This is a genomic window from Paractinoplanes brasiliensis (assembly GCF_004362215.1).
Taxonomy (GTDB): domain Bacteria; phylum Actinomycetota; class Actinomycetes; order Mycobacteriales; family Micromonosporaceae; genus Actinoplanes; species Actinoplanes brasiliensis.
Genome location: NZ_SNWR01000002.1, coordinates 2,520,476 through 2,535,963, shown reverse-complemented (window position 1 = coordinate 2,535,963; position 15,488 = coordinate 2,520,476). Strand labels below are relative to the sequence as shown.

Genomic DNA, 15,488 nt, shown 5'->3' with positions numbered 1-15,488 from the left:
TCAGCGGCACCAACGCGCACGTGATCCTCGAGGAGGCGGCGCCGGAGCCGGCGGTGCAGAGCCCGGCGGTTTCGGTGGTGCCGTGGCTGCTCTCGGCCCGCAGCGAGCAAGCACTCCGCGAGCAGGCGGCTGAACTGCGGGAGTTTGTTCTCGCCCGGCCGGAGCTGGACCTGGCCCGGGTGGGCCGGACGTTGGCGTGGGGCCGGGCGGCGTTGCCGCATCGTGCGGTGGTTGTGGGCACCGGCCGTGACGAGTTGCTGGCTGCTCTGGCCGACGTGGACAGCGTGCGTGGTGTGGCTGGTTCGGGTGCCGGTGGCGCGGTGTTCGTGTTCCCGGGTCAGGGGGCGCAGTGGGTCGGCATGGGCTTGGCCCTGTGGGACTCGGAACCGGCTTTCGCCGAGACGATGTCCCGCTGCGAGGAGGCCCTGGCGCCGTACACGGGTTGGCTCCTGCACGAGGTGCTGTCGGATTCGGAGGCCCTGGATCGGGTCGACGTGGTGCAGCCGGCGCTGTGGGCTGTCATGGTGTCGCTGGCGGAGTTGTGGCGGTATTGGGGTGTTGAGCCGGGCGCGGTGATCGGCCATTCGCAGGGTGAGATCGCGGCGGCGGTCGTTTCTGGTGGGTTGTCGCTGGCCGACGGTGCGCGGGTGGTGGCGTTGCGCAGTCAGGCGATCGCGGCGATCGCGGGTGGCGGTGGGATGGTGTCGGTGCCCGTGCCGGTAGGCGATGTTGAGTCGTTGCTGGAACCGTTCGGTTTGGCGGTGGCGGCGGTCAACGGCCCGTCGCAGGTGGTGGTGGCTGGTCCGGCTGAGGGTTGTGACCGGTTCGTCGAGACGTACCCGGAGTTGAACGCGCGGCGGATCGCGGTGGATTATGCGTCGCACACGGCCGGGATGGAGCCGTTGCGGGATCGTCTTGATCTGGCGGGTCTGACGCCGGTCGCGGGCAGTGTGCCGTTCTTCTCGACGGTGTATGCGGAGCCGATCGACACGAGCAGGTTGGACGGCGATTACTGGTTCACCAACCTGCGGCAGACGGTCCGGTTCGCGGACACGGTCGAGGCGTTGGTCGAGGCTGGGCACAAGGTGTTCGTCGAGCTCAGCCCGCATCCGGTGCTGACGATGGCGGTGGAGCAGGCCGGTGACGGTCTGGTCGTCACGGGCAGCCTGCGCCGCAATGACGACACCCGGGCGCGGTGGTTGCGTTCGGTGGCCACTCTGCACACGGCTGGGGTCGCGGTCGACTGGACCCGGGTGCTCGGTGAGGGGCCGGCCCGGCCGATGTCGCTGCCGGTGTACCCGTTCCAGCGCGAGCGTTACTGGCCGCGGTTGTCGGGTGCGTGGTCTGGTGACGCGGGGGCGCTGGGGCTCAGCGCGGCGAACCATCCGTTGCTGGGTGCGGCGGTCCGGCTCGCGGACGGTGATGGTGTCCTGCTGACCGGTCGGCTCTCGCTCGTGGCCCAGCCGTGGCTGGCCGACCACATGGTGCTCGGCACAGTGCTGCTGGCCGGCACAGCGTTCGTGGAGGTCGCTGTGTGGGCGGCCGACCAGGTCGGCTGCACGGTGGTCGACGAGTTGACGTTGCAGACGCCGTTGTTGATCCCGGAGCAGGGCGCTGTGCAGGTGCAGGTCTGGGTGGGTGACGCGGACGAGTCCGGTCGCCGCCCGGTCAACGTGTACTCGCGCCCCGAGCAGGACGAGAGCCCGTGGACCCGGCACGCCACCGGCGTCCTGAGCGCCCAGCCCGCCGCCGGCCCGGCCGAACGCCTGACCTGGCCACCGTCCGCCGCCGAACCGATCGGCATCGACGGCGTGTACGAGCGGCTGGCCGCCGACGGCTACGGCTACGGTCCCGCGTTCCAGGGACTGCGCGCCGTCTGGCGGTCCGAGTCCGCGGTGTACGCCGAGGTCACACTCCCGGACCCGGCTGACGCCGACCGGTTCGGTCTGCACCCGGCGTTGCTGGACGCCGCCACGCACGCGATTGGCGTCGGCGGCCTGGTCGACGGCGAGCGCGTGCTGCTGCCGTTCGCGTGGAACGGCGTACGGCTGCACGCGACGGGCGCCGTGACGTTGCGGGTGCGCTTGACCCGTCACGAGGACGCCGCGGATGCGGTTCGGGTGGTGGCGTACGACCTGGCCGGTGAGCCGGTGCTGACCGCCGAGGCGCTGCTGCTGCGCGAGCTGGCGGCGACCACCGCGACCGACGCGACCCGGTCGCTGTACGCGGTGGAGTTGCGGCCGGTGGCGGCGGTGGAGGGTTCCGGGCCGTCGGTGGTGGTGTGGAGCCCGCCGGTCGGGGGTGTGACGGAGACGGTGGTTGCGGCGCTGGCCCGGGTCCAGGAGTGGTTGGCGGATCCGGCGTCGGACGATGCTCGTCTGGTGGTGCTGACTCGTGGTGCCGCTGATGGTGAGGATTTGGCTGCGGCGGCGGTGTGGGGTTTGGTGCGGTCGGCGCAGTCGGAGCATCCGGGCCGGTTCGTGTTGCTTGATGCCGATCAGCCGTCAGAGGAGATCCTGGCTCACGCGGCGGCGGCCGACGAGACGGAACTGATTCTGCGTGACGGAGTCCTGCACGCCCGGCGGTTGGTGCGGGCGGGTGTGAGCCTGTCACCGGTGGCTGGTCAGCATCTGGACATCGTCGAGAAGGGCACGTTGGACAATCTGGCGGTTGTGCCGTGTCCGGAGGCGGTTGCGGGGCTTGCGGTTGGTCAGGTGCGGGTGGGGGTGCACGCGCAGGGTCTGAATTTCCGTGATGTGTTGATGGGTCTGGGGATGTATCCGGATCCCGACGCGGTGATGGGTAGTGAGTTCTCTGGTGTGGTGCTCGAGGTCGGTCCCGGTGTGGCGGGGCTGTCGGTCGGGGATCGGGTGTTCGGCCTGAACGTGGGTCTCGGCCCGGTGGTGGTCACCGATCAGCGCCTGGTCACCCGGGTGCCGCAGGGCTGGTCGTTCACCGATGCGGCTTCGGTGCCGGTGGTGTTCCTGACCGCTTTCTACGCTTTGCGGGACCTTGCCGAGGTGCGGCCCGGGGAGCGGATCCTGATCCATGCGGGTGCGGGCGGGGTCGGTATGGCGGCGATCCAGCTCGCCCAGGCGTGGGGTTTGGAGGTGTACGCCACGGCGAGCCCCGCGAAGCAGGAAGTGCTGCACGGCCTGGGCCTCCCGCTCTCCCATGTGGCGTCCTCGCGCGACCTGGAGTTCCGGGACAAGTTCGCCGGCGGGGTCGATGTTGTCCTGAACGCCTTGACGGGTGAGTTCATCGACGCCTCGCTGGAGCTGCTGGCTCCCGGTGGCCGTTTCGTGGAGATGGGCAAGGCCGACATCCGCGACCCCGAGGGTGTGAACTACCGGGCGTTCGATCTCATGGAGGCCGGTCCGGATCGGCTGGGCGAGATGCTTGCCGAGTTGGTGGAGATGTTCGCCGCCGGGTCGATCCGGCTGCTTCCCGTCACCGTGTTCGAGGTGTCGCGGGCGGTTGACGCGCTGCGCTACCTGCAGGCGGCCCGGCACGTCGGCAAGGTCGTGCTGCGGTATCCGGCGGCGGAGCCGGACGGCACGGTGCTGATCACCGGTGGTACGGGTGCGCTGGGTTCGATGCTGGCCCGGCACCTGGCCGAAACTGCTCGAGCCGGCGAGCAGTTGTTGCTGTCGCGGCAGGGGGCTCATGCTTCCGGCGCGCCGCGTCTGGCCGCAGATCTCGCGGAGGCCGGTACGCGGGTGCGTATCACTGTGTGTGACGCGGCGGATCGGGCGGGGCTGGCGGCGGTGGTGGCCGGTTGCAGGGTGACCGGTGTGGTGCATACGGCTGGGGTTTTGGACGATGCCACGGTGGAGTCGTTGACTCCTGATCGGGTGGCGGCGGTGTTGCGGGTCAAGGCGGATGCTGCCTGGAATCTGCATGAGCTGACCCGTGATCTGCCGTTGGCGTTCTTCGTGCTCTACTCGTCGGCTGCTGCCACTTTGGGCGCGGCTGGGCAGGGTAACTATGCGGCGGCGAATGCGTTTTTGGATGCTTTGGCTCAGCGTCGGCAGGCGCTCGGGTTGCCGGGTCAGTCGTTGGCGTGGGGTATGTGGGAGCAGCGTTCGGCGATGACCGGGCATCTCGCTGATGTTGATCTTGCGCGGATGAGTCGTCTTGGTTTCCTGGCGTTGTCGCGTGATGAGGGCATGGCGTTGTTCGACGCCGCGCTTGCCGATGCCCGGCCGGTGCTGGTGCCGATCCGCCTGGACACGACGGGCCTGCGCCGCACGGGTGCGGTCCCGCCGCTGCTGCGGGCGCTGGCCGGCACCTCGCGCCGGGTGGCGGCGTCGGTCGACGGGGCCGGTGAGCTGGCCACCGCCCTGGCCGGCATGCCGGTGGCCGAACGCGAGCGGGCGGTGCTGGACCTCGTACGGTCCCAGGCCGCCGTGGTGCTTGGGCACGCCGACAGCGGCGCGGTGGACGCCGACGTCGCGTTCCGGGACCTCGGCTTCGACTCGCTGACCGCCGTGGAACTGCGCAACCGCCTCTCGAGCGCGGTCGGCGGGCTACGGCTCCCGGCGACGCTGGTGTTCGACTACCCGACCCCGCGGGTGCTCACCTCGTACCTGCTCGACGAACTTGTGGGCGCGGCCGCGCCGACCCGGGACGTGCCGGCGGTCGCGGCCACCGACGAGCCGATCGCCATCGTGGGCATGAGCTGCCGCTTCCCCGGCGGCGTCGACGACCCCCGGCAGCTGTGGCAGATGCTTGTCGACGGCCGCGACGGGATCACCGGGTTCCCCGACGACCGCGGCTGGGATTTGTCGATGCTGCCGCCGGAGGCCACGCTCACCGACCGGGGCGGGTTCCTGGCCGACGTGGCCGGCTTCGACGCCGGGTTCTTCGGGATCAGTCCGCGTGAGGCCCTCGCGATGGACCCGCAGCAGCGGCTCCTGCTCGAATCGGTGTGGCAGGCCCTGGAGGACGCCGGGATCGACCCGACCGGCATCCGGGGCTCGGCCACCGGCGTCTACATCGGCGGCGCCGGCATGGACTACTCGAACCTGCTGGCCCTGGCGGCCGACGACAACGCCGGGCAGGCGCTTACCGGCAACGCGGCGAGCGTGCTGTCCGGCCGGGTGGCGTACACGCTCGGTCTGGAAGGTCCCGCCGTCTCGGTCGACACTGCCTGCTCGTCCTCGCTTGTCGCCCTGCACCTGGCCGGTCAGGCGCTCCGGTCGGGGGAGTGCACGCTCGCGCTGGCCGGCGGCGTGACCGTGATGGCGACCCCGGGTGAGTTCATCGGGTTCGGCCAGCAGCAGGTGCTCGCCGCCGACGGCCGCTGCAAGGCGTTCGGTGAGGGCGCGGACGGGATGGGCCTGGCCGAGGGCGTCGGCATGCTCGTCCTGGAACGGTTGTCCGACGCCCGCCGCAACGGCCATCAGATCCTTGCGGTCGTCCGCGGCAGCGCCATCAACCAGGACGGCGCCTCCAACGGCCTGACCGCTCCCAACGGCCCCTCCCAGCAGCGGGTCATCCGGCAGGCCCTGGCACACGCCGGGTTGCGGCCGGACGAGGTCGACGCGGTGGAGGCGCACGGCACGGGCACGGCGCTGGGCGACCCGATCGAGGCGCAGGCCCTGATGGCCACCTACGGCCAGGACCGGCCGGAGGACCGGCCGCTGTGGCTGGGCTCGGTCAAGTCCAACATCGGGCACACCCAGTCGGCGGCCGGCGTCGCCGGGATCATCAAGATGGTTCTCGCCCTCCGGCACGGCGTGCTGCCCCGCACACTGCACGCCGACGCCCGATCCACCCACGTGGACTGGACGGCCGGCGCCGTCGAACTGCTCACCGCACCCAGGCCGTGGGAGGTTTCCGGGCGGCCGCGGCGGGCGGGTGTGTCGTCGTTCGGGATCAGCGGGACGAACGCGCATGTGATTTTGGAGGAGGCTGAGCCGGCACCTGTTCCGCAGGGCCCGGTGGTTGCGGTGGTGCCGTGGGTGTTGTCGGCTCGTAGCGAGCAGGCGCTCCGGGATCAGGCGGCCGGGTTGCGGGAGTTCGTTGCCGAGCGGCCGGAGCTGGATCTGGCCCGGGTGGGGCGGACGTTGGCGTGGGGCCGGGCGGCGTTGCCGCATCGTGCGGTGGTGTTGGGCACCGGCCGCGACGAGCTGCTCGCCGGGCTGGCCGACCTCGACGGCGTGCGTGGTGTGGTGAGTCCGGCCGCTGGTCGGGTGGTGTTCGTGTTCCCGGGTCAGGGGGCGCAGTGGGTCGGTATGGGCCGCAGCCTGTGGGAGTCGGAGCCGGTGTTCGCGGCGGCGATGGAACGCTGCCAGGAGGCGTTGGCGCCGTTTGTGGATTGGTCGTTGCGGGAGGTGCTGGCCGACCCGGCGGCGTTTGAGCGGGTTGATGTGGTGCAGCCGGCGTCGTGGGCTGTCATGGTGTCGCTGGCGGAGTTGTGGCGGTATTGGGGTGTCGAGCCGGCGGCGGTGATCGGCCATTCGCAGGGTGAGATCGCGGCGGCGGTCGTTTCTGGTGGGTTGTCGCTGGCCGACGGTGCGCGGGTGGTTGCCCTGCGCAGTCAGGCGATCGCGGCGATCGCGGGCAGCGGTGGGATGGTGTCGGTGCCCGTGCCGGTAGGCGATGTTGAGCCGTTGCTGGAACCGTTTGGTTTGGCGGTGGCGGCGGTCAATGGTCCGTCGCAGGTGGTGGTGGCCGGTCCGGCTGAGGGCTGCGACCGGTTCGTTGCGGCGTATCCGGAGTTGAATGCGCGGCGGATTGCGGTGGATTATGCGTCGCATACGGCTGGGATGGAGCCGTTGCGGGAGCGTTTGGCGTTGGATGTGGCGCCGGTCGTTGGTGAGGTGCCGTTCTATTCGACGGTGTATGCGGAGCCGATCGACACCAGCGCGTTGGACGGTGACTACTGGTTCACCAACCTGCGGCAGACGGTCCGGTTCGCGGACACCGTCCAGGCTCTCATCACGGCCGGGCACAAGGTGTTCGTCGAGCTCAGCCCGCACCCGGTGCTGACGATGGCGGTGGAGCAGGCGGCCGACGGTCTGGTCGTCACGGGCAGCCTGCGCCGCGACGACGACTCGCGGGCACGCTGGCTGCGCTCGGTGGCCACCCTGCACAACGCGGGCGTCGCGGTCGACTGGACCCGGGCGCTCGGTGAGGGACCGGCCCGGCCGATGTCGCTGCCGGTGTACCCGTTCCAGCGCGAGCGTTACTGGCCGCGGTTGTCGGGTGCGTGGTCCGGTGACGCGGGGGCGCTGGGGCTCAGCGCGGCGAACCATCCGTTGCTGGGTGCGGCGGTCCGGCTGGCCGATGGTGATGGTGTCCTGCTGACCGGTCGGCTCTCGCTCGCGGCTCAGCCGTGGCTGGCCGACCACATGCTGTCCGGCACGGTGCTGCTGGCGGGCACGGCGTTTGTGGAAGTGGTGGTCTGGGCGGCCGACCAGGTCGGCTGCACGGTGGTCGACGAGTTGACGTTGCAGACGCCGTTGTTGATCCCGGAGCAGGGCGGCGTGCAGGTGCAGGTCTGGGTCGGTGACGCGGACGAGTCCGGTCGCCGCCCGGTCAACGTGTACTCCCGCGCCGAGCAGGACGAGTCCCCGTGGACCCGGCACGCCACCGGTGTGCTGAGCTCGCAGGCCTTGGCCGCGCCGGTCGGCGGGCTCGCGTGGCCGCCGGTCGAGGCGGAACCGGTCGACCTCGACGGCGCCTACGATCGGCTGGCCGCCGGGGGCTACGAGTACGGCCCGGCGTTCCGCGGCATGCGCGCCGTCTGGCGGTCCGAGTCCGCGGTGTATGCCGAGGTCACGCTTCCGGATTCGGCTGACGCCGACCGGTTCGGTCTGCACCCGGCGTTGCTGGACGCCGCGATCCAGGCGATCGGGGCCGGTGGCCTGGTCGACGGCGGCCGGATGTTGCTGCCGTTCGCGTGGAACGGCGTACGGCTGCACGCGACGGGTGCCGTGACGTTGCGGGTGCGCCTGACCCACCACGAACAGACCGCCGATGCGGTTCGGGTCGACGCGTACGACCTGGCCGGTGAGCCGGTGCTGACCGCCGAGGCGCTGCTGCTGCGCGAACCGGCCGGCGCCCCGGCGATCGCCCTGGCGGCCGACGTGAACCGGTCGCTGTACGCGGTCGAGTTGCGGCCCATACCGGTGGTGGAGGGTTCCGGGGCGCCGGTGGTGGTGTGGAGCCCGCCGGCCGTAGGTGTGACGGAGACGGTGGTCGCCGCGCTGGCCCGGGTCCAGGAATGGCTGGCGGACCCGGCGTCGGACGACGCTCGTCTGGTGGTGCTGACCAGTGGCGCCGCCGACGGTGAGGATTTGGCCGCGGCGGCGGTGTGGGGTTTGGTGCGGTCGGCGCAGTCGGAGCATCCGGGCCGGTTCGTGTTGCTTGATGCCGATCAGCCGTCCGACGAGGTTCTTGCTCAGGCGGCGGCGGCTGATGAGACGGAACTGATCCTGCGTGACGGGGTGTTGCATGCCCGGCGGTTGGTGCGGGCGGGTGCAAGCCTGTCGCCGGTGGCCGGTCAGCGACTGGACATCGTCGACAAGGGCGTGCTGGACAACCTGGCGGCTGTGCCCTGCCCGGAGGCCACCGGGCCGCTGGCGGCAGGGCAGGTGCGGGTGGCGGTGCACGCGCAGGGCTTGAACTTCCGTGACGTGTTGATGGGTCTCGGAATGTATCCGGATCCCGACGCGGTGTTGGGTAGTGAGTTCTCTGGTGTGGTGCTCGAGGTCGGTCCCGGTGTGGCGGGGCTGTCGGTCGGGGATCGGGTGTTCGGCCTGAACGCGGGTCTGGGTCCGGTGGTGGTCACCGATGAGCGGCTGCTGACCCGGGTACCTCGCGAGTGGTCGTTCACCGATGCGGCTTCGGCGCCGGTGGTGTTCCTGACCGCCTACTACGCTTTGCGGGATCTTGCCGAGGTGCGGCCCGGGGAGCGGATCCTGATCCATGCGGGTGCGGGCGGGGTCGGTATGGCGGCGATTCAACTCGCTCAGGCCTGGGGTTTGGAGGTGTACGCCACCGCGAGCCCCGCCAAGCAGGCAATCCTGCACGACCTCGGTATTGCGCCGGAGCGGGTGGCGTCGTCGCGTGACCTGGCGTTCCGGGACAAGTTCGCCGGCGGGGTCGACGTCGTCCTGAACGCGTTGACGGGTGAGTTCATCGACGCCTCGCTGGAGCTGCTGGCTCCCGGCGGAACCTTCCTGGAGATGGGCAAGGCCGACATCCGCGACCCGGAAGGCGTCAACTACCGGGCGTTCGACCTGTTCGAGGCCGGCGCCGACCGGCTGCGCGAGATGCTTGCCGAGCTGGTGGAGATGTTCGCCGCCGGGTCGATCCGGCTGCTTCCCGTCACCGTGTTCGAGGTGTCGAGGACGGTCGACGCGCTGCGCTACCTGCAGGCGGCCCGGCACGTCGGCAAGGTCGTGCTGCGGTATCCGGCGGCGGACCCGGACGGCACGGTGCTGATCACCGGTGGTACGGGTGCGCTGGGTTCGATGCTGGCCCGGCACCTGGCCGGGACAGCCCAGGCCCGAGACGTGCTGCTCCTCTCGCGCCAAGGTGTGCACGCCGAGGGCGCGGCTCGGCTTGCGGCGGACTTGTCGGAGGCGGGTACGCGGGTGCGTATCACTGTGTGTGACGCGGCGGATCGGGCAGGCCTGGCGGCGGTGGTGGCCGGTTGCAGGGTGACCGGTGTGGTGCATACGGCTGGGGTTTTGGACGATGCCACGGTGGAGTCGTTGACTCCTGATCGGGTGGCGGCGGTGTTGCGGGTCAAGGCGGATGCTGCCTGGAATCTGCACGAGTTGACCCGTGATCTGCCGTTGGCGTTCTTCGTGCTCTACTCGTCGGCTGCTGCCACGTTGGGTGCGGCTGGGCAGGGTAACTATGCGGCGGCGAATGCGTTTTTGGATGCTTTGGCTCAGCGTCGGCAGGCGCTCGGGTTGCCGGGTCAGTCGTTGGCGTGGGGTATGTGGGAGCAGCGTTCGGCGATGACCGGGCATCTCGCTGATGTTGATCTGGCGCGGATGAGTCGGCATGGTTTCCTGGCGTTGTCGCGTGATGAGGGCATGGCGTTGTTCGACGCCGCGCTTGCCGATGCCCGGCCGGTGCTGGTGCCGATCCGCCTGGACACGACGGGCCTGCGCCGCACGGGTGCGGTCCCGCCGCTGCTGCGGGCGCTGGCCGGCACCTCGCGGCGTTCGGCGGCAAGTTCCCGGCTGACCGGTGAGCTGACGGCTTCGCTGGCCGTCCTGGCCGTGCCGGAACGCGAACGGGTCGTGCTGGACATGGTCCGCACCCACGCGGCTGCCGTTCTCGGCCACGCCGACAGCCGGGCGGTGGACGCCGACGTGGCATTCCGGGACCTCGGCTTCGACTCGCTGACCGCCGTGGAACTGCGCAACCGGCTTGCGACGGCCTCCGGCGGCCTGCGGCTTCCCGCGACGCTGGTGTTCGACTACCCGACCCCGCGGGTGCTCACCTCGTACCTGCTCGACGAGCTTGTCGGCTCCGCCACGCCCGCCAAGGACGTGGTGACAGTCGCGGCCACCGACGAGCCGATCGCCATCGTGGGCATGAGCTGCCGCTTCCCCGGCGGCGTCGACGACCCCCGGCAGCTGTGGCAGATGCTTGTCGACGGCCGCGACGGGATCACCGCGTTCCCGGCCGACCGCGGCTGGGATTTGTCGATGCTGCCGCCCGAGACGACGGCGAACGTCCGGGGTGGCTTCCTGCACGGCGCGGCCGGCTTCGACGCCGGGTTCTTCGGGATCAGTCCGCGTGAGGCCCTCGCGATGGACCCGCAGCAGCGGCTGCTGCTCGAATCGGTGTGGCAGGCCCTGGAGGATGCCGGGATCGACCCGACCGGCATCCGGGGCTCGGCCACCGGCGTCTACATCGGCGGCGCCGGAGTGGACTACGCGGCCCTGCTGGCGCTTGCGGCCGACGACAGCGCCGGCCACGCGGTGACCGGCAACGCGGCGAGCGTGCTGTCCGGCCGGGTGGCGTACACGCTCGGTCTGGAAGGCCCGGCGATCTCGGTCGACACTGCGTGTTCGTCGTCGCTTGTCGCCCTGCACCTGGCCGGTCAGGCGTTGCGGTCGGGGGAGTGCACCCTCGCGCTGGCCGGTGGTGTCGCGGTGATGGCGACCCCGGGTGAGTTCATCGGGTTCGGCCAGCAGCAGGTGCTCGCCGCCGACGGCCGCTGCAAGGCGTTCGGGGAGGGCGCGGACGGGATGGGCCTTGCTGAGGGCGTCGGCATGCTCGTCCTGGAACGGTTGTCCGACGCGCGCCGCAACGGGCACGAGGTGCTGGCGGTGGTCCGCGGCAGCGCCATCAACCAGGACGGCGCCTCCAACGGCCTCAGCGCGCCGAACGGCCCCGCCCAGCAGCGGGTCATCCGCCAGGCCCTGGCAAGCGCCGGCCTGGAGGCGATCGACATCGACGCGGTGGAGGCGCACGGCACAGGTACGGCGCTGGGCGACCCGATCGAGGCGCAGGCCCTGATGGCCACCTACGGCCAGGACCGGCCGGAGGACCGGCCGCTGTGGCTGGGCTCGGTCAAGTCCAACATCGGGCACACCCAGGCTGCCGCCGGCGTCGCCGGGATCATCAAGATGGTGCTGGCCCTGCGCAACGGCGTGCTGCCCCGCACGCTGCACGCGGAGACCCGGTCCACCCACGTGGACTGGTCGGAGGGCGCGGTCGAGCTGCTCACCGAGGCGCGACCGTGGGAGGCGGACGGCCGTCCCCGGCGGGCGGGTGTGTCGTCGTTCGGCATCAGCGGCACCAACGCCCACCTGATCCTGGAGGAGGCTGCGCCGGTTACCGAGCCGGCGCCGGTGACGCCACCGGCCGAGGTGGTTCCGTGGGTGCTGTCCGCCCGGACAGAGCGGGCGCTCGACGCACAGGTGGAGCGGCTGCGGCAGTTCGCGGCCGAGACGCCCGGAGCGGACCCGGTGCGGGTGGGCCGGGTGCTGCTGTCGGGCCGGGCACAGTTGCGGCACCGCGCCGTGTTCCTCGGTTCGGATCGCACCGAGCTGCTCGACGCGCTGGCCGAGGGCTACGGCGTACGTGGTGTTGCCGGCACCGGTACGGACGGCGTGGTGTTCATGTTCCCCGGCCAGGGCGCGCAGTGGGTCGGCATGGGCCGGACCCTGTGGGACTCCGAGCCGGTGTTCGCGGCGGCGATGGAACGCTGCCAGGAGGCGTTGGCGCCGTTTGTGGACTGGTCGTTGCGGGAGGTGCTGGCCGATCCTGCGGCGTTCGAGCGGGTCGACATCGTGCAGCCGGCGTCGTGGGCGGTGATGGTGTCGCTGGCCGAGCTGTGGCGGCATTGGGGTGTCGAGCCGGCGGCGGTGATCGGCCATTCCCAGGGTGAGATCGCGGCGGCCGTCGTTTCCGGTGGGTTGTCGCTGGTTGACGGCGCGCGGGTGGTTGCCCTGCGCAGTCAGGCGATCGCGGCGATTGCGGGCAGCGGCGGGATGGTGTCGGTGCCCGTACCGGCAAGCGATGTTGAGTCGTTGCTGGAACCCTTTGGTTTGGCGGTGGCGGCGGTCAACGGCCCGTCGCAGGTGGTGGTGGCTGGTCCGGCTGAGGGCTGTGACCGGTTCGTCGAGACGTACCCGGAGTTGAACGCGCGGCGGATCGCGGTGGATTATGCGTCGCACACGGCCGGGATGGAGCCGTTGCGGGATCGTCTTGATCTGGCGGGTCTGACGCCGGTCGCGGGCAGGGTGCCGTTCTTCTCGACCGTGCACGCGGAGCCGATCGACACGAGCAGGTTGGACGGCGATTACTGGTTCACCAACCTGCGGCAGACGGTCCGGTTCGCGGACACCGTCCAGGCTCTCATCACGGCCGGGCACAAGGTGTTCGTCGAGCTCAGCCCGCACCCGGTGCTGACGATGGCGGTGGAGCAGGCGGCCGACGGTCTGGTCGTGACCGGCAGCCTCCGCCGCGACGACGACACCCGGCGGCGGTTCATGCGCGCGGTGGCGACGCTGCACGCCGCCGGTGTCGAACTGGACTGGACCCCCGCACTCGGTGCCGGCCCGGTACGCCCGCTGACCCTGCCGACCTATCCGTTCCAGCGCGACCGGTACTGGCCGGAGCTGGCGGCGCGTACGGCAGTGGACGGGCTCTCCGGCCTGGACGCCGGGTTCTGGGACGCCGTACAGCGGCAGGACGCCTCGACCGTGCTGCCGGCCTTGGCAGCTCTGCGCGACCGTCAGTCGCGCTCGCAGGTGGCGGGCTGGCGGTACCGGGTGGGCTGGTCCCGGCTGACGCCCGCCGACACCCGGCTGTCGGGACGCTGGGCGGTCATCGGCGACGACAGCGGCGAGTGGGCTTCCGCCTTGGCGGCGGCCGGCGCCGAGGTCGTGGATTCCCGTTCCGACCTGACCGGGGGCGTGTTCGTCGCCGGCACGCGACCGGACGGCGCGGCCCGGCTGCTGGAAGTCATGCAGGACTGGCCGGAGTCGGGCCGGCTGTGGGTGGCCACCCGGGGTGCGGTCGCGGTGGAGGACGGCGACCCGGTGGACGCCTGGCAGGGACAACTCTGGGGTCTGGGCCGGGTGTTCGGGTCGGAGTCGCCGGACCGCTGGGGCGGCCTGATCGACGTGGCCGATCCCGCGGACGCCGTACCGGTGCTGGCCGGCGGGAACGGCGAGAATCAGGTCGCGATCCGCTCCGGCGGCGTCTACGGGCTGCGGCTGCGCCCGGCATCGGCGCCGTCGGGTGCGGGCTGGCGCCCGACGGGGACGGTCCTGATCACCGGCGGCACGGGTGCGCTGGGCGTACGGGTGGCGTTGTGGGCGGCCGAGCGCGGTGCCCAGCGGGTCGTGCTGGCGTCCCGCCGCGGGATCTCGGCGCCGGGCGCGGTGGACGCCGTACGGCAGGTGGCCGAGTCCGGGGTCGCGGTGGACGTGGTGGCCGTCGACGTCGCGGACCGGCCGGCGGTGGCCGCGCTGGTGGCCCGTACGGCCGGGCTGGACGCGGTGGTGCACACGGCAGGCGTTCTCGACGACGGCGTGATCACCGCGCTGACGCCGGAGCGGCTGGCCACCGTGGCCCGGGCCAAGGTGGACGCGGTGCTGGCCCTCGACGAGGCCACCGCCGGACTGAACCTGTCCGCCTTCGTGGTGTACTCCTCGCTGGCGGCACTCGTGGGTTCGCCGGGGCAGGGCAACTACGCGGCGGCGAACAGCTTCCTGGACGCCTACGCCCAGCACCGGCGGGCGCAGGGCGCGCCGATGGTCTCGATCGGCTGGGGCGTCTGGGCCGGCAGCGGCCTGGCCGACACCGAGCTGGTCCGCGGGCGTACGAGCCGGTCGGGCGTGGCCGGGATGGACCCCGCGGTGGCGGTCACCGCGCTGGCCCACGCGCTGGACGGCGACGGTTACCTGTCGGTGGCCCACGTCGAGTGGGCTCAACTGCTGGAAGCGGCCGGTGGCATCGTCCCGGCCTGGCTGCGTGAACTGCCCGCGGTCCAGGCGGTCGCCGCCCAGGTCGTCGCGCAGGAACCGGTTCTGGTGGCCCAGGTCCGGCGGGCCGACCCGGGGCAGCGCGAGGCGATCGTGCTGGCCGCCGTCCGGGAGCACGCGGCGGTCGTCCTCGGGCACTCGGGTCCCGGCGCGATCGAACCCGGTGCGCCCTTCCGCGACCTGGGGTTCGACTCGCTGACCGCGGTGGAACTGCGCAACCGGTTGTCGGTGGTGACCGAGTTGTCGTTGCCGGCGACGCTGGTGTTCGACTACCCGACCCCGACGGTGCTGTCCGGCTTCCTGCTGGCGGAGCTGACCGGGTCGGTGACCGAGGTGGCACCGGCCACGGCCGCGGTGGCGATGCTTGACGAGCCGGTCGCGATCGTGGGCATGAGCTGCCGTTTTCCGGGCGGGGCGGATTCTCCGCAACAACTGTGGGAACTGCTCGCGGACGGCGGGGACGGCATCGGCGCGTTCCCGTCCGACCGCGGCTGGGATCTCGGCCTGCTGTCGGACGGATCGAGCGCGACCGACCGGGGCGGATTCCTGTCCGACGTGGCCGGCTTCGACGCCGGGTTCTTCGGGATCAGCCCGCGTGAGGCGCTGGCCATGGACCCGCAGCAGCGGCTGTTGCTGGAGACGGCGTGGCAGGCCCTCGAGGACGCCGGGGTCGACCCGGTCGGGCTGCGTGGTTCGGACACCGGCGTGTACGTCGGCACCAACGGCCAGGACTACGGGGCGATGTTCCTGGTGCCGCAGACCGGTGGCGAGGGGCACCTGATGACCGGCAACGCGGCAAGTGTCATCTCGGGCCGCCTGGCGTACGTGCTCGGCCTTGAGGGCCCGGCCGTCTCGGTCGACACCGCGTGCTCGTCCTCGCTGGTGGCCCTGCACCTCGCGAGCCAGGCGCTGCGTTCCGGCGAATGCGGGCTGGCGCTGGCCGGTGGTGTCTCGGTGATGTCCACACCCGGCATCTTCGTGGAGTTCTCCCAGCAGAACGGTCTCGCCTCGGAC

At 71.5% G+C, this 15,488-nt stretch carries 1 protein-coding gene (cut by both window edges); it reads left to right on the top strand.

All 15,488 nt of this window come from inside a single coding sequence — locus C8E87_RS46205, type I polyketide synthase, on the top strand. Of the gene's 56,199 coding nucleotides, 20,341 precede the window and 20,370 follow it; the stretch shown corresponds to coding positions 20,342–35,829, spanning codon 6,781 (partial) through codon 11,943 (complete); the first complete codon in view begins at window position 3. Both codon boundaries (start and stop) fall beyond the window edges.